The organism is Psychroflexus gondwanensis ACAM 44 (genome assembly GCF_000355905.1).
Taxonomy (GTDB): Bacteria; Bacteroidota; Bacteroidia; order Flavobacteriales; family Flavobacteriaceae; genus Psychroflexus; species Psychroflexus gondwanensis.
On the sequence record NZ_APLF01000003.1, the window covers coordinates 153,827 to 176,962 of the forward strand.

Annotated in this window: 19 protein-coding genes; 15 read left to right on the forward strand and 4 right to left on the reverse strand. The window is 36.0% G+C overall.

Annotation, left to right across the window (positions count from 1 at the left end; all coding sequences use genetic code 11):
* The first annotated feature begins 18 nt into the window (after positions 1-18).
* The 4 genes from PGOND44_RS02895 (at position 19) to PGOND44_RS02910 (ending at position 4,392) form a co-directional block, all read left to right on the forward strand.
* Positions 19-291: a hypothetical protein gene (locus PGOND44_RS02895; RefSeq protein WP_003436450.1), complete on the forward strand. Its 273-nt coding sequence runs from the start codon at positions 19-21 to the stop codon at positions 289-291.
* A gap of 369 nt (positions 292-660) precedes the next feature.
* Positions 661-852 carry a hypothetical protein gene (locus PGOND44_RS02900; RefSeq protein WP_003436453.1) on the forward strand — a complete coding sequence of 64 codons (192 nt, stop codon included), beginning with the start codon at positions 661-663 and terminating at the stop codon, positions 850-852.
* Positions 853-901: 49 nt separating this feature from the next.
* Positions 902-1,612: a GLPGLI family protein gene (locus tag PGOND44_RS02905; protein WP_003436455.1), complete on the forward strand. Its 711-nt coding sequence runs from the start codon at positions 902-904 to the stop codon at positions 1,610-1,612.
* Between the two features lie 98 nt (positions 1,613-1,710).
* Positions 1,711-4,392, forward strand: coding sequence for a TonB-dependent receptor (locus PGOND44_RS02910; protein ID WP_003436457.1), 2,682 nt, complete (start codon positions 1,711-1,713; stop codon positions 4,390-4,392).
* A 198-nt stretch (positions 4,393-4,590) separates the two neighbouring features.
* On the opposite strand, the gene metK is transcribed toward PGOND44_RS02910, so the two are convergent.
* Positions 4,591-5,841: a methionine adenosyltransferase gene (metK, locus tag PGOND44_RS02915; RefSeq protein WP_003436459.1), complete on the reverse strand. Its 1,251-nt coding sequence runs from the start codon at positions 5,839-5,841 to the stop codon at positions 4,591-4,593.
* A gap of 215 nt (positions 5,842-6,056) precedes the next feature.
* Here metK and PGOND44_RS02920 point away from each other — a divergent pair, with 215 nt between their 5' ends.
* On the forward strand, positions 6,057-6,479 hold the full coding sequence (locus tag PGOND44_RS02920) for an OsmC family protein (protein ID WP_003436460.1): 423 nt from the start codon (positions 6,057-6,059) through the stop codon (positions 6,477-6,479).
* A gap of 182 nt (positions 6,480-6,661) precedes the next feature.
* On the opposite strand, the gene PGOND44_RS02925 is transcribed toward PGOND44_RS02920, so the two are convergent.
* A complete protein-coding gene (locus tag PGOND44_RS02925; protein ID WP_003436462.1) occupies positions 6,662-7,882 on the reverse strand; it encodes an exo-beta-N-acetylmuramidase NamZ family protein in 1,221 nt (406 codons plus the stop codon).
* A gap of 8 nt (positions 7,883-7,890) precedes the next feature.
* On the opposite strand from PGOND44_RS02925, the gene PGOND44_RS02930 reads away from it, so the two are divergent.
* A complete protein-coding gene (locus tag PGOND44_RS02930) occupies positions 7,891-9,126 on the forward strand; it encodes an ABC transporter permease (protein ID WP_003436465.1) in 1,236 nt (411 codons plus the stop codon).
* Positions 9,127-9,196: 70 nt separating this feature from the next.
* Positions 9,197-10,177 carry a PLP-dependent cysteine synthase family protein gene (locus tag PGOND44_RS02935; RefSeq protein ID WP_003436468.1) on the forward strand — a complete coding sequence of 327 codons (981 nt, stop codon included), beginning with the start codon at positions 9,197-9,199 and terminating at the stop codon, positions 10,175-10,177.
* A gap of 204 nt (positions 10,178-10,381) precedes the next feature.
* Here the strand turns inward: PGOND44_RS02935 and PGOND44_RS02940 are convergent, their stop codons facing one another.
* Positions 10,382-11,968 (reverse strand): peptide chain release factor 3, encoded by a 1,587-nt coding sequence (locus PGOND44_RS02940; protein ID WP_003436471.1) that lies wholly within the window; start codon positions 11,966-11,968, stop codon positions 10,382-10,384.
* Between the two features lie 124 nt (positions 11,969-12,092).
* Here PGOND44_RS02940 and PGOND44_RS02945 point away from each other — a divergent pair, with 124 nt between their 5' ends.
* From PGOND44_RS02945 to PGOND44_RS02980, 8 genes are all read left to right on the forward strand, one after another.
* Positions 12,093-16,301, forward strand: coding sequence for a T9SS type B sorting domain-containing protein (locus tag PGOND44_RS02945; protein ID WP_003436474.1), 4,209 nt, complete (start codon positions 12,093-12,095; stop codon positions 16,299-16,301).
* Between the two features lie 9 nt (positions 16,302-16,310).
* Positions 16,311-17,249, forward strand: a complete 939-nt coding sequence (locus PGOND44_RS02950; RefSeq protein WP_003436475.1) for a PorP/SprF family type IX secretion system membrane protein — start codon at positions 16,311-16,313, stop codon at positions 17,247-17,249.
* A 2-nt stretch (positions 17,250-17,251) separates the two neighbouring features.
* Positions 17,252-19,561, forward strand: coding sequence for an OmpA family protein (locus PGOND44_RS02955; RefSeq protein WP_003436477.1), 2,310 nt, complete (start codon positions 17,252-17,254; stop codon positions 19,559-19,561).
* Between the two features lie 101 nt (positions 19,562-19,662).
* Positions 19,663-20,199 carry an isopentenyl-diphosphate Delta-isomerase gene (idi, locus tag PGOND44_RS02960; protein WP_003436479.1) on the forward strand — a complete coding sequence of 179 codons (537 nt, stop codon included), beginning with the start codon at positions 19,663-19,665 and terminating at the stop codon, positions 20,197-20,199.
* Positions 20,200-20,203: 4 nt separating this feature from the next.
* Positions 20,204-20,614: a 6-pyruvoyl trahydropterin synthase family protein gene (locus PGOND44_RS02965; protein WP_003436481.1), complete on the forward strand. Its 411-nt coding sequence runs from the start codon at positions 20,204-20,206 to the stop codon at positions 20,612-20,614.
* A 1-nt stretch (position 20,615) separates the two neighbouring features.
* Positions 20,616-21,071, forward strand: coding sequence for a peroxiredoxin (locus PGOND44_RS02970; RefSeq protein ID WP_003436483.1), 456 nt, complete (start codon positions 20,616-20,618; stop codon positions 21,069-21,071).
* A complete protein-coding gene (locus PGOND44_RS02975; RefSeq protein ID WP_003436485.1) occupies positions 21,071-22,039 on the forward strand; it encodes a type I phosphomannose isomerase catalytic subunit in 969 nt (322 codons plus the stop codon). The genes PGOND44_RS02970 and PGOND44_RS02975 overlap by 1 nt, the downstream gene beginning before the upstream one ends.
* Before the next feature lie 44 nt (positions 22,040-22,083).
* On the forward strand, positions 22,084-22,350 hold the full coding sequence (locus tag PGOND44_RS02980; protein WP_003436487.1) for a hypothetical protein: 267 nt from the start codon (positions 22,084-22,086) through the stop codon (positions 22,348-22,350).
* Positions 22,351-22,376: 26 nt separating this feature from the next.
* On the opposite strand, the gene PGOND44_RS02985 is transcribed toward PGOND44_RS02980, so the two are convergent.
* Positions 22,377-23,129 carry a DUF4369 domain-containing protein gene (locus tag PGOND44_RS02985; protein ID WP_003436489.1) on the reverse strand — a complete coding sequence of 251 codons (753 nt, stop codon included), beginning with the start codon at positions 23,127-23,129 and terminating at the stop codon, positions 22,377-22,379.
* Between the last annotated feature and the right edge of the window lie 7 nt (positions 23,130-23,136).

The following is a 23,136-nucleotide window of genomic DNA, read 5'->3' on the forward strand; positions in this document are numbered from 1 at the left end:
AAAAATCTTCAAGCTTTTATGACAAAATTGCTAGCGACACTTTCCATCCTCTTATTTACAATAGCCCTTTCGTCCGCCCAATCCATCCAACTCGATGGCTTTATCACCGATAGTCTTCAAAATCCCCTAGTCAATACCAACGTGATTGCTACGCCATTACAAGAAGTTAATGCACAGATTAAATTTAGCATTAGCAGTTCCAAGGGAGAATATAGATTGAAGCTGGAAAGCAACCAGTCCTATCTTATAGAAGTGAAGCCTCAGTGTAGTAAAAAAAAAGAAATCCAGTGAACATTTCAATTAAGTTCATTATAATTGCTTTTTACGAAATATTGAATAAAACGTCATAAATAGTACGATTCGTTACGATTTAACCGTAAATATTGCTATTAATTAAAATATTAACAATTGTATTTGTGTAGAACCGTTTTTTTTTTAACTTATTTGAATCTAACTAAATAAAATTGAAGTGTTTTTTTAGATTTTAAAAAAAGGAAGCGCTTTTCGGGATGAAAAGCGCTCCACAGATTTAAGACATGAAAATGCATATCTCGCATGCGAAGCAATGATACGGATTTTTCATGAAGATGTGTACAGCTTTTATGCTGAGAGTCGATTTATGACAATCGAATTTTTACAACATTTATTAAAATAAATATCATGAAAAAGTTTTTTTCAATTATCGCTTTAGGAGCGATGACCTTAAGTTTAAGTAGTTTTACAAGTTCAAATGAGAAAACTGTTATGCTTGTTGATTGTTATACAATAGTTCAAGCAGCAGAGGAAGCTGCGGGAGGTGATAACTTCAAGGTGTTTGCAGCAACATTTGATTCGTGTTATGGACAACTGTAATTAATTTTAATAACCACTGCATTTAATGCAGTGGTTTAAATTTACTATAATGAAAATTATATTTATTTTACTTTTTTCACTTCAATGTTTTGCACAGGAAAACATTGAAGTGATTTATAAGTATCAATCGAATTTCAAGAAAGAAATTCCGGGCAATTTAATGGGAGAAATTTTGTCAAAATCTAAACGTCAGCTTCCTAAGCTTGATTTCATTTTAAAAGCTACACCTAATGAGTCATTATATAAATTAGAAGAAAAGGTATCTAATGATGGCCAATCTCAACGAATTTTAATAATGATGTTAAGTTTAGCAAATTCTAAAGGTGTGTTTTTTTCTGATGTTAAACAAAACATCTTTATAGAACAGACAAATGCTTTTGGTAAACTTTATAAAATCATTAGTGATTTTCATCAGTTACAATGGAATATTTCTAATGAAAAAAAATCAATATCTGGCTACCAATGCCGAAAGGCAACTTTAGAATTTAATGTCGGTAATGAAAATAACAAAGCTCAAAATAGAGAAATCATTGCTTGGTTTGCCACAGATTTAAATTATCCATTTGGTCCACTTGGATATCGTGGACTTCCCGGTTTGATTATTGAATTAAATGTTAACTGGGATTATGGTTATATTCTAAAAGCTGAAAAAATTAAAGTTTTGGATAATCTTTTACAAATTGAAGAGCCACAGGAAGGTGAAATAATAAGTGAAACAAATTTTAAAAAACTAAGTAGAAACTCAGAGTTCAATAATTGAAATTAATTTCAATTTATTTGAGCTTGATGAGTTAAATATTAAGATTGATTAGAAAATTTTAAGACTTTTATTCATAAGATTCTATTTGTTATCTATTTATGCCAAAACTTTTTCCTTCATTACTCATCTTTATACTATTCATAGGTGTAACATCTGCCCAATCCATCCAACTCGACGGCTTTATTACCGATAGTCTTCAAAATCCCCTAGTCAATACCAACGTGATTGCTACGCCATTACAAGAAGTTAATGCACAGATTAAATTTAGCATAAGCAGTTCCAAAGGAGAATATAGGCTGAAGCTGGAAAGCAACCAGTCTTATCTTATAGAAGTAACGCATCTGGGGTTTAAGAAAATCATGGATACACTTCAACTTTCTCAAGACCTTACCAAGGACTATATCATGGTGGAATCTACTGAAAGTCTTGAAGAAATCCTTATTGAGCAACAAATGGCGGTGATTGTAAAAGAAGATACCATTACCTATAGGACAGACCAGTTTAAAACAGGAGAGGAGCGAAAGCTGCGGGACATCCTTAAAAAATTACCGGGAATGGAAGTGGACCGAGAAGGAAATGTCACCGTTAACGGAAAACCTGTGACAAAACTTATGGTAGATGGCAAAGCCTTCTTTACCGGAGACGAAAAACTGGGGGTAAACAACATTCCCGCCGATGCGGTGGATGAAGTGGAAGCTTTGGATAATTATAGTGAAGTCGCTTTTCTTAAAGGTTTGGAAGAAAGCGATAAGATGGCGTTAAACATCAAACTGAAAGATGGGAAAAAGAAATTTATCTTTGGCGATATAGAAACTGGCGCAGGAGTAGAAGGTCGGTATTTGGTGCATCCTAAATTGTTTTATTACAGTCCCAAGACGGCTGTAAACGCCATTGGCGATTTCAATAACACTGGCCAAAAGTCATTTACCATTCAAGATTACTTAGATTTTGAAGGCGGTATGGCCTTAGCCTTGGAAGATCAAGGGGCTTATTCTAGGTTATATTCGGATGATTTTTCACAATTCTTAAGACAAGATGATTTCATTTTCAATAAAAACGATTTTGGCGCGGCGAGTCTCTCTCAAGAGCTTGGAGGTAACTTCAGTCTGGATGCCTATAGCATTTTTAATAAAAGTAAATTGAGAACCCAAACGCTTGAAGATTTTACATACCAAACGACAGAAGCTCCGGATGAATCCCGTGAGCAATCCAATCAAAATGACTTGCTTTTCAGCATTAGTAAGATCAAGTTGAGGTACGACAATAACGATGATACCGACTTGCGGGCCAACACCAATTTTAAATATAACACGGCGGAGGCGCAATCTCTTCTTAATTCTGAAGTAGGTAACACGAACCGATTTGTCAATACAAACACCCAACCCGAGAATTTTGAATTCCTCCAAACTTTTAATCTCAATAAGCAGTTTTCTTACAAACATACCTTAAAGCTCGAAGCTAAAATAAAAAGTGAAGACCAAACGACAGACAGGCTTTGGGATTTCAATCAGCCCTTGTTTACTGAGTTAATTCCTTTGGTAGATGAAGGAGATGAGTTCAGGTTAAATCAGCTTAACCAGAAGGAAGTTACCAACTTGAGCCTTAATGCTAAGCATTATTGGGTGCTAGCCGATTTTCATCACATCTATCCTGTGGCAGGTGTGGATTACTTTACCTTCAACTTGAATACGCTGGATGAGCAAATCTTAAACGATGGTAGCACCACTAGTTTTGAGTCAGCGGGATTTAATAATCAGATGGATTTTGAGCTCTTTAATGCGTCGCTAGGGTTTCAGTATAAAACTCAAATTGGAGAATTGGTTTTAAGGCCAGGTTTGGTCGTCAAGAATTTTAACTGGAATGTATCACAGTTTGGTGATGAATTGGTCAATGATCAAACCGCTGTTTTACTTCCCGAGTTTTACGCGGAGTACGAATTCAAAACCTCTGAAAAACTGAGGTTCAATTATAACCGGTATACCAACTTTGGGAATTCTTCAAATTATGCCAACAGATTAAGCCTGCAAAGTTTTAATCAGATTAGACGAGGAAACGAGAATTTACAAAATCAAATTTACCAAACGGCGAGTTTACTTTATAGTCAGTTTAATATGTTCAAGGGTTTGTTTTATAATGCTAGATTGTCTTATACGCATCGAGAAAGCAGCATTAGAAATCAGACTCAGATTGAAGGCATCGACCAAATAAGCACTAGTATTTTTACTGATTTACCTGAAAATACCTATAACGTTAATGGAACCATCAACAAACGTATTCCTAATTATACGTTTACGCTAGGAGGCAATGCAAGCCTGTCGGACTACTCCAGGATCATCAACGATGAGGTGTTGGATTATGAAAGTATTAATTTTGGCTATAATGCAAAAGTAACCACGCGTTATGACGATTGGCCAAATCTGGAAACGGGCGTAAGGCAAAGTTTTTCTAGACTCAACTCAGATGCCATCGATAACAAGTTTACCACTTTGTCTCCCTTTGCCTATTTGGAATATGATTGGGCAGATTTTATTTTTAAGTTCAATTACGATTACAATTATTTTGAAAATCAAACCACAGGAGACGTCAATAGATTTGAACTGGCAGATGCTTCTTTATTCTACGGAAAAGAAGATTCAGCTTGGGGGTTTGAGTTAAGCGCTACCAACTTGTTTGATATTGAATTTAAAAGGCAAAATTCTGTCAATGAATTCATAGTCGCCGACCGAAGACTATTTATTCAGCCTCGGATTGTGATGTTTAAGGTAATTTATAAACTTTAATATATATTAATTTGCTGCTTAGACTTGTCCCGTGTTTTGGGACAAGTCTAAGCAGCTTTGACGCTCAGTAAAGCTAACTTAAGAGTTAAATTGAGTGTCGCTTCAAATACTGTTTATCATCGAGCGGAGTCGAGATGAAACTGGTTCTCGACTTCGCTCGAACATGAAACATCTAAATGATTTATAGATTCAGAAAAATTATAAACCAAAAGCGTCTTTCAACTTATCGACATAATCTAGTTTTTCCCAAGTAAATAGTTCCACTTCTCTGCGTATTTCACCAGAATAATCGGATCTGAAGATTTTAGTTTCGAATCTAGGTTCTTTTCCCATATGGCCGTAAGCAGCGGTTTCTCTATAAATAGGATTTCGAAGTTTTAAACGCTCTTCGATCATCCCCGGACGCATGTCAAAAATATTTCTAATTTTTTTAGCAATATCACCATCGCTCATATCGATTTTTTTATTGGTGGTGTTCACCAAAATAGAAGTTGGTTCACTCACTCCAATCGCATAAGAAACCTGGACCAAAACTTCATCGGCGATACCAGCAGCCACCATGTTTTTGGCCACGTGTCTAGCGGCATAAGCAGCAGACCGGTCTACTTTACTAGGGTCTTTTCCAGAGAAAGCACCACCTCCGTGTCCCCCTTTACCGCCATAGGTATCTACAATAATTTTACGTCCGGTAAGTCCAGCGTCGCCATGCGGCCCTCCAATAACAAACTTGCCTGTAGGGTTGATGTGGTAGGTAATATCATCGTTAAATAAGGCTTGAATGCTTTCATCAAACAAAGCTTTTACTCGTGGAATCAAGATAGAATGAATGTCTTTTTCTATCTTTTTGAGCATAGGCTCATCCTCATCAAAATTATCGTGTTGTGTAGAAATAACAATGGTATCGATACGCTGCGGGACATTATCATCAGAATATTCAATAGTAACTTGCGCTTTGGCATCTGGTCGTAAGTAAGTAATGTCTTTGCCTTCTCTTCGTAATTTGGCTAGTTCTATTAGCAGTTTATGAGAAATATCCAGTGCCAGAGGCATATAGTTTTCAGTCTCATTGGTGGCATAACCAAACATCATCCCTTGGTCGCCAGCCCCTTGGTCTTCCTTGGAAGTTTTATCGATGCCTTGGTAAATATCTTTAGATTGCTCATGGATAAGAGAGATGACACCACAGGAATCTCCAGAAAATTGATATTCTCCTTTGGTATATCCAATATCGTTGATGACGTCTCTTGCAATTTGTTGCACATCGAGGTAGGTATTACTTCTTACTTCTCCTGCCAAAACAACTTGCCCTGTGGTCACTAAGGTTTCGCAAGCTACCTTGGAGGTATCGTCAAAAGCTAAAAAAGAATCGAGTAAAGCATCGCTAATTTGATCTGCAATTTTATCGGGATGTCCCTCAGATACACTCTCTGAAGTAAATAAATATGACATAAAATAAATTTTAAAGTTATGGTCGTTTGGAAGGAAATGACGTTAAACGACTCATCTAAAAATGAAACTGCTTTAGCATTTTAAAAAGAGGTTGCAATCAGTCAAATCCTTCCTCGTTGCAAACTTAATAAATTTGAGTCATTCTAAATTGTATTAAGTTATTTTTAGCAGATTTATACTTAAGATTCATTTGCTTTGTATAAAACTATAGAATTATGAAAGTAAGCTTACATAAAAAACCAAACAGTGATGTTCATTTTGAAGCTGAAAATGCCTTAGGTCATAAAATAGAAATTTATAATTCTACAGCGCCAGATCCTAAAGCTCCTAGCCCAATGGAGCTCATTTTAATGGGAACTGCAGGCTGCAGCAGTATAGATGTCATCCATATCCTTAACAAGCAAAACCTAAAAGTAGAGGACTTAAATGTAGAGGTAGAAGGTTTTAGAAACGATACTGATCCTAAAGTGTTTCATACGATTAAACTGCTGGTGAAGTTAGAAGGTGAAATCCCACCAAACAAAGCCAAGCGTGCTGCTCAACTGTCTTTTGAAAAGTATTGCTCGGTGTCCAAAATGCTAGATCAAACCGTAGATATTCAATACCAAGTGGAGCTCAACGGGATACTTTTAGAGTAATTTGTTCTTGGTGAACTGGTCAACTGGTTTACCGGTCAACTTGAAAACTCATTACTATTTATTAGTTGAATTCAAGTTTATATTCAACCTGCCTCCTTGTTGATGAGTGAAGTAGTATTTGAGTAAGCGAGGTTTTTGAGAGGTGAGAAAAATTAGCTTTTGAGGCGAGGATAGCTTTTAATTTACCCTTTTGGAGTTTGGTGTTTTCTTTGGTAAAGTAAATAAGGTTTGATTTTGATTTTGTAATTTTCCAAATCAGCTTGCCAGCTTTCCTTTATGTCTTCGGCGGTTTTTCCCTGCTGAATTTGTTCCTTCAAGCTTGAATTTCCTGCCAGTTTATTAAAAAATGAGTTGAAAAATGAAGCTTGGTCTTGGGTATGATCATACGCCTGAAGCAACCAGTCCAAGTTCAAATGATCAAGCTCTTTTTCATTTTGAAGATTTTTTCCGAAGCAAAGTTTATTCTCGTGTTTTGGATACTTGGCTCCAGGGTTGGAGATTGGAGTAAATTCAAAGTCAAAATACGTAGAGTCTAATACTGGAGATCCAAAGACTTGGAATTGCATATCGGTTCCTCTCCCTGCATTCACATTGGTTCCTTCAAAAAAACATAAGCTAGGATACAAATTAATTGATGTGGCATTTGGTAAATTAGGGGAAGGTTTTATGGGTAAATCATAAGCTATAGACGAAGAATAATTTTTTATTGTGATGACCTTTAGATCGCATTGAAGTCCATTTATAAGCCATTTTTCTCCATTAATCAGTTGAGCATACTCTCCAATAGTAAGTCCATGAACCACAGGAACAGGATGCATGCCGACAAAGCTTTTGTAGTTTTCTTCTAGCACTGGGCCATCGATGTAATGTCCATTGGGATTGGGTCTGTCCAAAACGATGAGTTGAATACCCTGTTCTGCACAGGCTTCCATGATATAATGCAATGTTGAGATGTAGGTGTAAAATCTAGCACCAACATCTTGAATATCGAAGAGGATAACATCCAAATCTTGGAGATATTGTGGATCTGGTTTTTTTTGATCGCCGTAGAGAGAAATGATCGGTAAACCCGTTTTGGAATCTATACCGTCCTCAACCCGCTCTCCTGCGTCTGCTGTCCCTCGGAAACCATGTTCTGGGGCAAACACGCGTTTAAGGGAAACAGAACGACTCAAAAGAGAATCCACAAGATGGGTATAATCTTTTTCAGATTTGAAGATCACAGAGGTTTGATTCCCTACGATTCCTACATTCTTTCCTTGGAGGAGTGGGAGGTAGGCTTCAGTTCTGTTTGCCGCTACTCTAATAGTTTCTGTAGTGTTTTTTTTATTCTCCTGAGCTGTGCAAGAAATGCATACCAAAAGAATAAAATAAACTGTATTTTTGAGCTTCTTAAAAATCATACTTCACCTTGAATTTTGAATATTTTATTTCCAAACGCCTAGTTACTAAAAGCGATTATAAAAGTAGCATATCGGCTCCGATAATTAAAATTGCTATTTCGGCAATTACTATTGGCGTAGTGATGATGTTCATTGCGATTGCAACGGGTTTCGGATTACAGGAAAAAATTAGAGAAAAAATTGCAGCCTTCAATGGTCACATTGTCATCAATAACTTCACCAATAACCAAGCTACCATCACCCAAAACCCTGTGAGCACTCAACAGGAATTTTATCCTTCCTTTACGAGCATTCCAGAAATTGAGCACATCCAAAAAGTTGCGACCAAGTACGGTATTATAAGAACTGAAACAGATTTTGAAGGCATTGTTGTTAAAGGAGTCGATGAACAGTATCGTTGGGAATATCTAGAAGAATTTTTGGTAGATGGAGTTTTGCCTGTTTTTGATGAATCCATAAGTCGAGAAGTATTAATTTCTGATTATTTGGCTAAGCGTCTTGGATTTAAAACTGGTGATAAACTTATTGTTTATTTTTTGAGGGAGGATCAGGACCGTTTACCGAGATCTGTGGGCTTAACGATATCAGGAATCTTTGACTCTGGTTTTAAAGAATTTGATGAAACCTATATCATAGCCGACTTAAAGCAAATCCAAAGACTCAATGATTGGAGTGCAAATGAAATAGGTCAATTTGAACTTTTTGTAGAAGATTTCGATGATATTCAAGAAGTGGGCTACAAGGTCTACGAGGAAGTGGATTCCTTTTTGAATGCGAGCACGATAGTCGAATTATATCCTTCCATTTTTGAATGGTTAAAAATGTTTGACTTTAATATTATCCTCATTATTGGGATTATGATTTTGGTGGCAGGAATTAATATGATGACAGCTTTATTGGTCCTTATTTTGGAGCGCACTCAAATGATCGGCATTTTAAAGGCTCTAGGATCTTCAGATTGGTCCATTCGTAAAATATTTTTATACAATGCTGGATTCTTGATTTTTAAGGGTCTGTTTTGGGGTAACTTAATTGGAATTGGTCTTTTATTAATTCAGAAGTATTTTAAAGTCATTCCTCTCAACCCCGAAACTTACTATGTGTCTGAAGCTCCAATTTATCTGAGTTTAGACTATATCTTGATAATCAACTTCGGTACTTTACTCTTGTGTTTATTGATGCTGTTGATTCCTTCGGTTATTATCGTTAAAATTTCACCGGTAAAGGCAATGAAGTTTGAATAGAGATTATAGCCTTCATTATCTCACTGTTTTGAGTTTTACTTTTTTATATTTGCCACACTAAAATTAAACTATGGATTACGCTGAAAATATCCTTGGAACGATTGGTAAAACACCAATGGTGAAAATGAATAAAATGGTAGAAGAAATTGATGCTTTGGTATTGGCCAAATATGAAACCTTTAATCCTGGAAATTCTGTAAAAGACAGAATGGCTTTACAGATGATTGAAGATGCCGAAACTTATGGCGCTTTAAAACCTGGAGGAACCATTATTGAAGGAACTTCAGGAAATACTGGTATGGGATTGGCTTTAGTAGCTATTATAAAAGGCTATAAAGTAGTTTGCGTTCTTAGCGACAAACAGAGTAAGGAGAAAATGGATATTTTACGGGCCGTAGGTTGCGAAGTTTATGTTTGCCCTACAGATGTGGCTCCAGACGATCCAAGATCCTACTATTCCACTTCTGCAAGATTGGCAAAGGAAACTCCAAATTCTTGGTATGTCAACCAATATGATAACCCTTCCAACTGCAAAGCTCACTTTAAAACGACAGGTCCAGAAATCTGGGAACAAACTGATGGGAAAATAACCCACTTTGTTGTAGGCGTAGGAACTGGAGGGACAATTTCTGGAGTAAGTAGTTATTTGAAAATGAAAAATCCAAATATTAAAGTTTGGGGGATAGATACTTATGGTTCCGTTTTTAAGAAATACCACGAAACTAGAGAATTCGATGAAAATGAAATTTACCCTTATGTCACAGAAGGAATTGGAGAAGATATTCTACCGCTAAATGTAAGATTTGATGGTATCGACGGCTTCACGAAAGTCACCGACAAGGATGCGGCAGTTTATACTCAAAGACTCGCTAAAGAAGAAGGCATGTTTTTGGGGAATTCAGCTGGAGCTGCTGTAAAAGGTTTACTTCAATTGAAAGAGCATTTCACAAAAGATGATGTGGTGGTGGTTTTATTTCATGATCATGGAAGCAGGTATGTTGGAAAAATGTTCAACGATGACTGGATGCGTGAAATGGGATATATAGACTAATCTCTCATTTATAAGTACAAAAAAAGCTCTTTCTCAAGAGCTTTTTTTTGCTTTTTAAAACATAAATCTTGAAGGTTTACGAGTTGGCCCTAGCCCTGATTGTAGCGGAAAGCCCGTAAGGTTTTTACTTAGTAAAAACTGCGGACTTGGTGCGGAAAGCAGGTTCTCGGCTTCTAATACTTTTAGTATTTCTTAAAAAATTATTTAAAATTCTGAGGTGAAATGAAATATGATATTAGGATATTTTTGTTGAGTCATCTGCAAGGAAAATTCAGAATCTGCTAGAAACACCAATTGATCGGTTTTATCCTTGGCTAAAAACTTAGATTTTACGCGTTTAAATTCTTTAAACTCCTCGCTTTTTTCATCTTTAGGTTCAATCCAACAGGCTTTATGCACGTTGATGTTTTCGTAAGAGCACTTGGCGCCGTATTCGTGTTCCAGTCTATATTGTATCACCTCATATTGAAGCGCACCAACGGTACCTATAATTTTTCTATTGTTCAGTTCTAAGGTAAACAACTGTGCTACCCCTTCATCCATCAACTGTTCAATTCCTTTATTAAGTTGCTTAGACTTCATAGGATCGACATTATTGATATATCTAAAATGCTCAGGCGAAAAGTTGGGGATGCCTTTGTACTGAAGAATCTCACCTTCGGTTAAGGTGTCACCAATTTTAAAAGTTCCTGTGTCGTGAAGCCCCACGATGTCTCCAGGAAACATTTCGTCTACAATTTCTTTGCGTTCAGCAAAAAAAGCATTCGGGCTAGAAAATTTTAGAGTTTTATTACTACGGACGTGAAGATAGGGTTTGTTTCTTTCGAATTTTCCGGAAACAACTTTTACAAAGGCTAGACGATCTCGGTGTCTAGGATCCATATTGGCATGAATTTTAAAGACAAATCCAGTAAATTTATCCTCCTCTGGCTTAATTTCTCGAATATCACTTTGTTTAGGTCGGGGTGTTGGAGCAATTTTAATGAAACAATCTAATAATTCCCGAACTCCAAAATTATTTAAGGCTGAGCCAAAAAATACAGGTTGTAAATCGCCCTTTTGGTAGGCTTCGATATCAAAATCGGGGTAGACGCCTTCTACAAGTTCAAGCTCTTCTCTTAAGGTATCAGAGGAGTCTGTGCCTATAAGCTGGTCAATTTCATCGGTAGATAAATCGCTAACTTCAACAGTTTCTTCAATATCCTTTTTGGGGTCTCCGGTAAATAAATTGACATTTTTTTCCCAGATATTATAAATTCCTTTAAAGTCATAACCCATACCGATAGGGAAACTTAAAGGAGTCACATGTAAGCCTAATTTTTGCTCGATTTCATCCAATAATCCAAAGGCATCTTTACCTTCTCTGTCCATTTTATTGATGAAAACAATGATAGGAATATTACGCATTCTGCAAACTTTTACCAGTTTTTCAGTTTGCTCTTCAACTCCTTTAGCAACATCAATCACGACGATAACACTATCTACAGCAGTTAACGTTCTAAAGGTATCTTCGGCAAAATCTTTGTGACCAGGTGTGTCTAAAATGTTGATTTTAATGCCTTTATATTCAAAACCTAAAACAGAAGTAGCTACGGAAATCCCTCTTTGACGCTCTATTTCCATGAAGTCACTTGTGGCTGTTTTTTTGATTTTATTCGATTTTACAGCACCCGCTTCTTGAATTGCACCTCCAAAAAGAAGTAACTTTTCCGTTAGCGTGGTCTTACCAGCATCAGGGTGAGAAACAATACCAAAAGTTCTTCTCCTGTTAATTTCCTTATTTAATTTCATATTGCAAATTTAATTTTTTAATTTTCGATGTCAATCGTTTTGATACATATATTGATAATGTTTGCTTTAAAATTTTTAAAATGTTAAAAATCTTTAAACTATATTTGTTTGAAATTATCCTTACATGAGAATAACTACTTCATCCATCCTATTCTTATTTATAATGCTTTTTCTAAATCTTGGTGCGTCTGCTCAGGAAAAAAAATCTTATATCCCTAATCCTTTTGATGAGTTGATGACTCAGTTGAATGCCTCTGGAATTGTAGAGGGTTTAATTTATGCAGATTTTAATGCCAATGGAACGCAAGATGTTGGTGAGCCAGGTTTAGAAGGTGTAAGAGTTATTATAGTAAATGCCAACGATAATGGTCAAACTGTTTTAACCAATTCAGATGGTATCTGGACGGCTACTGTAATAGAAGGAAATGCGATCATCATAATTGATGCCTTAACTTTGCCTCCGGGTTTTTTACAAACCGAAGGCTCAGATCCTAGTACAGTTTTAGTAATTGCCGATGATACAGTAATTTCAGAAACCAAGGGCTATACCTTTCAAGGGGATGCAACAGGTCATCTTTATTATGATACTAATGGCAATGGGGTTCAAGATACTTCAGAGCTCGATATGCCAAATGTAGATGTAGAGGTCATAGATCAATATGGGAATTCTCAAATTTTAACAACAGATACTGAAGGGGATTGGTTAACAACCGTCCTATTTGGCCCAATTGATGTTCTTGTTGATGAGTCGGATACCGATTTCCCCACTGGAGCTTTCCAAACGGAAGGCGCTAATCCATCTTCACACGCAGTACCTGCCGGAGCAACTACTTTTACAGAAAATGATGGTTTTTTTGAATCTGGAATACTTTCTGGTATCTTATATTTTGATAATAATGGTAGTGGAAGTCAAGACCCAGGCGAGAATGGAATTGTAAACATTCCAGTAGAAGTCACCACTGCTTTAGGTGAGATCATCAATACCACTACAGATGCTAGTGGTGCTTGGAGTGTAAGAGTTCCAGAAGGGGCTTCAGTTTCTTTAATTGATGAGGCAGCACCAGGCTTTCCAATAGGCTCTGCTCAAACCGATGGAACCAACCCTACCACTACAACTGTTGTGAATGGCCAAACCTATCAAGAATTTGATGGATTTTTAGGCTTGGGAGTTATAAGAGGTCATTTGTACTTTGATGTTAACGGTAATGGTTCTCAAGATGTAGGAGAATCTGATATGCCTGATGTGGACGTTGAAATAATTGATGTATTTGGCGATGTCACAACCTTGGTAACCGATGTTAATGGAGACTGGGAAATAGAAGTTCCTGCTGGAAATACGTTTTCGAATATAGATAATCTAGATCCTGATTTTCCTGCGGGGGCTGTCCAAACTGAAGGAACAGATCCTACCTTAACTCAGGTAATTTCTGGTGATGACGTACTATCTGATAGAGATGGCTTTTTTGAAATAGATCCAGAACTTGAAGGAACAGTATTGGGTCATTTATATCAAGATACTAATGGGAACGGAACTCAGGATGCTGGTGAGCCCGATTTGCCTAATATTGATGTTCAAATTACCGATACATTTGGGGATGTGACTCTCTTAACCACAGATGCTAATGGCGATTGGTCAATTCTAGTTCCTTCAGGAAATACAACATCAGACATTCTTCAAAACGATCCAGATTTTCCAATAGGTGCTGTTCAAACTGAAGGGACTGATCCTACAATTACATTTGTTCCAGTAGACGACACCATATTATCAGATAACGATGGTTTTTTTAACAATGATCCTAATTTAGTAGGGCTTTTGGAAGGTCACCTCTATTTCGATAATAATGGTAATGGTGTACAAGATGTTGGAGAACCCGACATGCCCGATGTGGATGTAGAAATTATAGATGTTTTTGGAGATGTTAGTACCCTAGTAACTGATGTTAATGGAGATTGGTCTATTGAAGTTCCAGCAGGTAATACCTTTTCGAATATTGATAATCTAGATCCTGAGTTTCCTACTGGAGCTACTCAAACTCAAGGAACAGATCCAACACTAACATTTGTTGTCGCTGACGAAACAACACTTTCAGATCTTGATGGTTACTTTGTAACAGATCCAAATCTTTTAGGGGTTTTGACAGGCCATTTGTATTTTGATAATAATGGGGATGGAATACAGAATGTTGGAGAACCCGACATGCCCGATGTGGATGTAGAAATTATAGATGTTTTTGGAGATGTTAGTACCCTAGTAACTGATGTTAATGGAGATTGGTCTATTGAAGTTCCAGCAGGAAACACCTTTTCTAATATAGATAATTTAGATCCAGATTTTCCCCAAGGGGCAATTCAGACTGAAGGGACAGATCCTTCTTTAACTTTTGTTTCAGCAAATCTTACGACACTTTCAGATAATGATGGTTTTTTTCAAACAGATCCTAATCTTACCGGAACCCTCACAGGTCACCTTTATTTGGATGCGAATGGAAACGGTATTCAGGATTCTGCAGAGCCAGATTTACCTAATATCGATGTTGAGGTTACCGATGTCTTAGGAACTATTACGGTGATATCTACCAACGCAAATGGAAATTGGTCTATAGAAGTCCCAGCAGGAAATGCTATTTCAGATATAGATCAACAGGATACTGACTTTCCATTAGGAGCTGTCCAAACGGAAGGAACAGATCCAACTACAACATTTGTAAGTGTTGGCAATACTACTTTCTCCGAAGACGATGGATTTTTTGCACCAGACCCAAATCTTGTAGGTAATTTACAAGGCCATTTATATTTTGATGATAATGGGAATGGTACTCAAGACGTTGGAGAACCAGATATGCCAGAGGTAGATATAGAAATTATAGATGTTTTTGGTATAGTTTCAACCATAGAAACAGATAGTAATGGTGACTGGTCTATTGAAGTTCCAGCAGGAAACACCTTTTCTAATATAGATAATTTAGATCCGGATTTCCCTAATGGTGCCATCCAAACTGAAGGGACAGATCCCTCATTAACTTTTGTAGTAGCCAATGCTAACACATTATCCGATATTGACGGATTTTTCGTTCAGGATCCCAACCTTTCAGGAACTCTATCGGGTCATTTATATTTCGACAATAACAACAATAGCGAACAAGATGCTGGCGAACCCGATATGCCAAATGTTCTTGTTCAAATTGTAGATGAAAATAATATAACTCAAAATGTGATTACAAATGCTAATGGAGACTGGTCAACGCAAGTTGCAGAGGGAGATGTAACTTCCACAATAGATGTAACCGATCCCAATTTTCCTGAAGGTGCTGTTCAGACCCAAGGAGATAATCCAACTACGACCACAATAGTCGCTGGAGGTGAATTTCAAGAAGAACCAGATGGATTTTTTACAAGTTTTCAAACAGGTGTTAGAAGTGGTATTGTTTACGAAGATTTAAATAATAATGGTACACAAGATACCAATGAACCCGGTTTAGTAGATATTGATATAGAAATTGTAGAATCTGATGGAAATACCCAAACGATATCAACCAATGCTCAAGGTCAATGGTCTGTCACAGTGGTTGTAGGAATTACAACCTCCAACATCGATATAAACAGTCCTAATTTTCCTCAAGGAGCAGTTCAGACCCAAGGTACGAATCCAACGACCGTCTTTATAGGATCAAATACTAATAGTTCTGAAACACCTGATGGATTCTTTTTAGAAGAATCCACAGGATTCTTAACGGGGAGACTTTATCTTGATGATAATGGGAATGGAACTCAAGAAACGGAAGAGGAAGGGATCCCAAATGTAACTATATTAATTACTGATTTTGTTGGTGACCAATTTGAGACAGAAACTGATCTTCAAGGCGATTGGACTATTGAAGTTTTATCTGGTCAAACAATTTCTGAAATAGATGTTGCCGATTTAGATTTCCCTACCAATGTGACTCAAACCGAAGGAACGAATCCGACTACGACATTAGTAAACGCTGGAACTTCTGTCACCTCAGATAGTGATGGTTTTTTCATAGAAGATATAATCATTTTTAATGCGGTTTCTTCTGAAGGGAGCGCTTTTCAGAATAGATTTTTTAGAATCCAAGGCATAGAAAACTATCCTGAAAATTCAGTTCAGATTTTTAATAGACAAGGGGTTAAAGTTTTCGATGTAGAGGGATATGGTCAAAATGAAAGTCAATTGTTTACAGGATTTAGTGAAGGTAATATTACCATCCAAAAAGATAATCGTTTGCCAACAGGCACCTATTTTTATTTACTGAACTATATCAATAGGAATGGAGAGCCTGTAAGGAAAAACGGATATTTACATTTAAATTAAGATTGAATTATGGCTATACGTCGAATTCTGAATATAACGTTAGTATCTAGTCTGCTGGTTTTAGCAACTCAAGCTAGCTATTCACAACAAGATCCAAACTTTACTCAATATATGTATAATACATTGAGTATAAATCCTGCATACGCTGGGTCTAGGGATGCTTTTAGTGCTGTAGCTTTACACAGATCTCAGTGGTTGGGTTTTGATGGTGCTCCAACGTCTCAAACCCTTTCAGCTCATACTCCTATTAAAGAGGGTAAGATGGGATTAGGATTTAATATTGTGAATGATCAAATAGGAGTTACTCAAGAAACCGATATCAACGCGATCTACAGTTACGTTTTAGAAATGTCTAGGTATACAAAACTATCTTTTGGAATCAATGCTGGTGTGAATTTACTGAATGTAGATTACTCCGATCTTAATATCTTCGATCCAACAGATCCAGAGTTTAATAACAATTTAGAAAACAAGATATCACCTCAAGTAGGATTAGGAGCTTTGTTGTATAACGATCAGTATTTTGTGGGTTTGAGCGTTCCTGCTTTGTTGAGGAATGATAGATTTTCAGACATTTCTGTCGCAGATGCTACGGTAAGAGACCGTCTGCATTATTACCTTACTGCAGGTCTTGTGTTTGATCTTTTGCCTACTTTAAAATTTAAACCTTCGATTTTATTAAGACATGTAAGTGGTTCTCCATTATTGGCAGAATTGTCCTCTAATTTTTTAATAAATGATAAATTTACAATAGGTGCTGCTTATCGATTGAACTCTGCGTTTTCCGGTCTTGTTGGTTTTCAAGCTACAGATTCTATCTTATTGGGAATAGCATATGATCGAGATATATCCACATTTTCAAGCTATAACGATGGATCTTTAGAGTTTTTTGCGAGATTTGAATTGTTTAAAAAATACAAAAGAATGTATACCCCAAGATTTTTCTAAGCATGAAGTTCACTCACAGACACATAATCCTAATCATAACAATTCTTTTCACAAGTTTAGGTTATTCTCAAATAGATAAGTTAAAGGAAGCCGACAAAATGTTTGAAGGTTACGCTTTTATAGATGCTCAAAAAATTTATCTAGAAGTAGCGCGAAGTGGTTACGAATCCGAAAATTTATTTAAAAAACTAGGCGATTCTTACTATTTCAATAACGACCAAGAAAAAGCTTTAGAATGGTATCAAAAATTATACGATCTAAACCAGAATCTCTCTAAAGAGTATTTATTCAGATATGCTCAATCTTTAAAAAGCGTTAAGCGTTATAAAGAATCTGATAAAATCATGCTGGAGTTCGATGCTCTAAACGAAACAGATAGCCGGGTTTCTAAACTGAAAAAAGAACGGAATTATCTTGAACTTATCGATATGCAATCTGGAAGGTTCGAGATGGAAAAAGTATCTATCAATTCTGATTACTCAGAATTTTCTCCATCTTTTTTTGGAAAACAACTCGTGTTTGCTTCCAATAGACCAATTTCTTCTTCAGTTAAAAGAATTCACGAGTGGAACAATCAGCCTTACCTCAATTTATACAGTTTAGACTTATCGGATTCTCTAGACATAGAGTCTGAGCCAATTGTGTTTTCAGAAGAATTAAATTCCAAGTTTCATGAATCTTCAGCGGTATTTACTAAAGATGGGAAAACAGTTTATTTTACAAGAAATAACTTCTCTGGAAACAAGCTAAATAGAGGTGAAGATGGCGTGAGTTATCTTAAACTTTTCAAATCTAAACTCAATCAAGAGAACACTTGGACTAAGCCGGAGGAACTCCCTTTTAATAGTGATAATTATTCTGTAGCCCATCCTGCCTTAAGCAAGGATAATAAAACACTCTATTTTTCTTCAGATATGGAAGGAACTATAGGGATGTCCGACATCTTTAGGGTTAAACTACTAGAAGACGATACCTATAGTTCTCCAGAAAACTTGGGGAATCTCATCAACACAGAAGGCAGAGAAAATTTTCCTTTTGTGAGCGATGATGGTCTACTTTACTTTGCTTCAGATGGTCATTTGGGTCTCGGAGGCTTGGACGTTTTCGTTGCAGTCATCAAAGACAAAGGAGAATTGGGAGAAGTTTTCAACTTAGGTAGGCCTATCAATAGTAACAAAGACGATTTTAGCTTTATCATCAATTCGAAACTTCGAAAAGGTTTTTTTGCTTCCAATAGAGGAGAAGGTGAATCAAGTGATAACATTTATAAAATCAACCAATTAGAAAAATTGATGACAGCTTGCTCTCAGCTCTTGAACGGTAATATTTTTACGACCAATGGAGAGGACGCCTTAAGTGACGCTAAAGTTGAACTTTTTGATGAAAACTTAAAATTGCTAAACTCCACAACTACAGATTCTGAAGGATTTTATCAATTTGAAGTTGAATGTGACACGAGATATGTGGTTAGAGTTTCCAAAGATGGGTTCGGAACATTAGAAGAGCTTGTAAGAACTAATTCTGATTTTGGAACTGAGAATGCCTTGGATTTTTCTGTCGATAAGGGAGACGAGTTAGGCGTTACAAAAGCAGATAAAGGGGATGACTTAAGTGATTTACTTCAATTGGACCCAATTTATTTCGATATCGATAAATTTCAAATCCGAACTGATGCTGAAGTTGAGCTCCAAAAGATTATTGCGGTAATGAAATCTTACCCTGAAATGCGAATAGATGTGAGATCGCACACAGATAGTAGAGCTGGAGACTCTTACAACAAGATCCTCTCGGATAAAAGAGCGACAGCAACCAAAGATTATATCATAGAAAAATCGGGAATTTCGAGCGAACGTATTTCGGGAAGGGGTTACGGTGAAACACAACTAGTCAATTCTTGTTCTAATGGAATTGATTGTTCTGAAGCAGAACATGCTTTAAACCGCAGATCGGAATTTATTATTTTAAATAAAAACAATACCCCAGAAGATATCAAAAAAGAACTGATAGCTTCTGAAGGCAAGAAATTACAACAGCCTAAGGTTGAGGAGACACCTACAGCTTATTTTTATGATTTTGAAAATTCAACTGAAGAGCTATTCACAGTGCAAATAGGAGCTTTTGGCAAAAATTCAAATATTAAATTTGATAACGTTCAGAATGTCTTTAGTCACGTCTATAGCGATGGTTATAAGCGCTATTTTTCTTCTGTTTTTCAAACCAGGAAAAAAGCCGAAGCTTACAAAATTAAGCTCAGAAATTCAGGTATTGATGGTGCCTTTGTGGTTGGCTTAAAAGGAGAAACTCGATTTTAGGAATCCCATCAAATACTAAATAATTCATAAATAGATCCCTTTAAGGTCAGGTGAATTTTCTTTATTGAATTCAAATTCAACTTATTTTGTATTTTTGAGATATGGAAAACAGCAATGAAAACTATGTCATCCTAGTCGATGAAAAAGACAATCCACTAGGAACTATGGAGAAAATTGAAGCTCATGAAAAAGCGAGACTTCATAGAGCTTTTTCAGTTTTTATATACAATTCCAAAAACGAATTGATGCTCCAGCAAAGAGCTTTAACCAAGTACCATACTCCTGGTCTATGGACCAATACGTGTTGTAGTCATCAAAAGCTAGAGGAATCTAATATCGAAGCTGGAAAAAGGCGTTTACAAGAGGAAATGGGGTTTTCTACAGAGCTCAAAGAAACCATTTCATTTATTTACAAAGCTCCTTTCGAAAACGGTTTAACCGAACACGAATTCGATTACATCTTAGTTGGAGAATATGAAAATGACCCCCAACCCAATCCAGATGAAGTTCACGATTGGAAATGGATGAGTCTAGGCGACATTGAAAATGATATAAATAAGAATCCAAACCTATACACAGAGTGGTTCAAAATTATTTTTGAAAAGCACAAAAGTGAAATGGTAAAATCATCAATTTAAACTTATGAAAGTAACAGTTCACCGCAAAGCGCATTTTAATGCAGCGCATAGACTCTATAGAAAAGATTGGGATTTTGAAAAAAACAACGAAGTTTTTGGGAAATGTAACAATCCTCAATATCACGGTCATAATTACGAATTGATAGCCTCGGTAACAGGTGATATTGATCCTGAAACAGGATATGTTATTGACATCAAAGTGCTTAAGGATATGATAAAAGCTGAAGTAGAAGATGCCTTCGATCATAAGAACTTGAATGAACAAGTCCCAGAGTTTAAAGACTTGAACCCGACAGCCGAAAATATTTCAGTAGTAATTTGGAACAAACTAAAGGCTAAATTGGATAAAAACCATGACCTTGAAGTGACCTTATACGAAACCCCAAGAAATTTTGTAACCTATAAAGGAGAATAATATGTCTATTGAAAAAGGAGATTCTATACCTAGTTTTGAGCTGAATGACCAGAACAGTAATATTTTCAACTCCGATGATATCATTGGAAAGAAACCGGTAGTTATTTATTTTTACCCAAAGGATTTTACTCCTGGATGCACTAAGGAGGCGTGTAGTTTTAGAGATAGTTACGAAGATTTTAAAGAAATAGGAGCAGAGGTGATAGGGATTAGTAATGATTCTGAAAAATCTCACGCCAAATTTTCAGCGAAATATAACCTCCCTTTTATTTTGTTATCAGACGCCAACGGAAGAGTAAGAAAGAAGTTTGGAATCAAAAAAAGCTTATTAGGCTTGGTGCCAGGGCGGGAAACCTTTGTAATTGACGCTCAAGGAAAATTGATTTTTAAATTCAATAGTCTCGATGCTTCCCAGCACATGAAAAAAGCGCTTAAGGCCATTAAAAAAATGAATTGATGCTTTACCCACTTAAATTTAAACCAATTCTAAAAGAGAAAATTTGGGGAGGTGATAAATTAAAGTCCAAATCTAAAGTTGATTTTTCTCAAAAAAGGATTGGTGAAAGTTGGGAAATAAGCGGTATTAACGGTGCTATATCAATTGTTCAAAACGGAGTATTAGCGGGTCAGACTTTAAGTCAATTAATTTCTGAATTCAAAACTGAATTGGTAGGCAAAGCTGTTTTTGAAAAATTCAATAGCGAGTTCCCTATTCTTATAAAATTCATAGAAGCTCAAGACAACTTATCGGTTCAACTTCATCCAAGTGATACATTAGCTAAAAAGCGACATAATAGTTTCGGGAAAACAGAAATGTGGTATATCACAGAAGCTGAGCCAAATGCTGAGCTCATTGTCGGTTTTAAAGAACCTATTACATTTGATAGGTACAAAGAAAGCCTGTCTAAAGGGGAATTAGAAGATGTTTTGAATAAGATAAAAGTTGAGGAAGGAGAGGTTTTTTTTATAAAACCTGGTTTAGTTCATGCTATAGGAGCAGGAGTTACATTGGCTGAGATTCAACAAACCTCAGATGTTACCTACAGGCTCTATGATTGGCTCAGAGTGGATAAAGAAGGCCATTCCAGAGAATTACATACAGAGCTAGCTCTAGAGGCTATTGATTTTCAAGTTAATTCAGATTATAAAATTGAGTACGATTCTATATTCAATTCTAAGGTTTCTCTTGTGGATTCACCTTATTTCAAAACCAATTTTTTAGAAATTAATCGACGAATATTTTTAGATTATTCTTCAGTAGATTCTTTTGTTATCTATTTAAATGTAGGGACTCAAACCGCTGAGCTTATTCACAATGAGAACTCATTTATGTTATCTCCAATGGAGACGATTCTACTTCCCGCCTGCATTAAAACCATCGAACTTAAATCTTCAGGAACCAAACTTTTAGAAATCAGTATTTAATATTAAAATTAGTTTACTTTTGCCGAAATTAAATTTTTATAAAAATGGCTAGTAAAAAGCAACTTAAAAAAGACTTAAACAATCGCTTTGGTGAAATCATCGACGGAGCACTTATCAATCAAGAAGCAGACTCTAAAGATTCTAGTATCAAAACGGAAGAGCTTGTTGACGATATTATTTCAGAATTTGATACTATTATTGAACAAATCAACAAAAGAGATTCTGACGATAGAGCTAAGCATTTGAAATCTGTCAAAGAAAATATAAATAAAAAGGCTGATGAGTTTATAGAAAGACTCAACAACCTTTAATTGTTTTTATTACTGAGGTTATTGAATTACTCTTTAGAGACTTCTTCAATAACTTCAGTTTCTACACTTTCTTCATCATTTTTCTTCCTTTCCTTAATTAACTCGTTGAGTCTTTTACCATAAAGTGACTTTCTTATAGGTTTCTCTAAAGCATTGTAGACGGTATCCAAATATTTTATGTTAGCATCAAAAGCCTCTGATAGTAAAACATAAGGAGAAACTTCCAAGTTTTTATTATTTAGCGCAAAATTGACGGTGTATAAATATTTTCTCTTCAGTATAGAATTGAATCTTTTGTTCAAACTGTCTAGTTTTTCTTCATTTTGAGACTTGCTGGCCTCAAAGTTAGCTTCTATAAGGTCTAGCCTTTGGTTGTTGAACTGTTTAATCACTTCATTATATTCTTCCAGCTTTTTCTGATTCTCAAAATTAGATGTGATTTTTAAATCAATCCCATAATTTTTCAAAGAAGTCGTTAATTTCAATTCTCCTGGCTCAGCAAAAAAATTGATGAGATCAGCGTAGTCATCTCCATCATTTCTGTCCAGCTCAATAAACATAATTTGTGGTTCATCGATATAAGTATTGAAACTAAAATCTGACGAGCCTTCAACTTGCACAGAATCTACATTGACTAGACTAGTATCTCCAAATTTCTGCAAGTAGAGGGTTCCTTTTTTTAGACCAGCTATTTGGCCAGTAATTATCAAATTGCTTTTTTTATTCTCACAAGAGCTTATTAAAAAGACGAAGAGTAAAATTGGTAAAAAATGTTTCATTGGTATT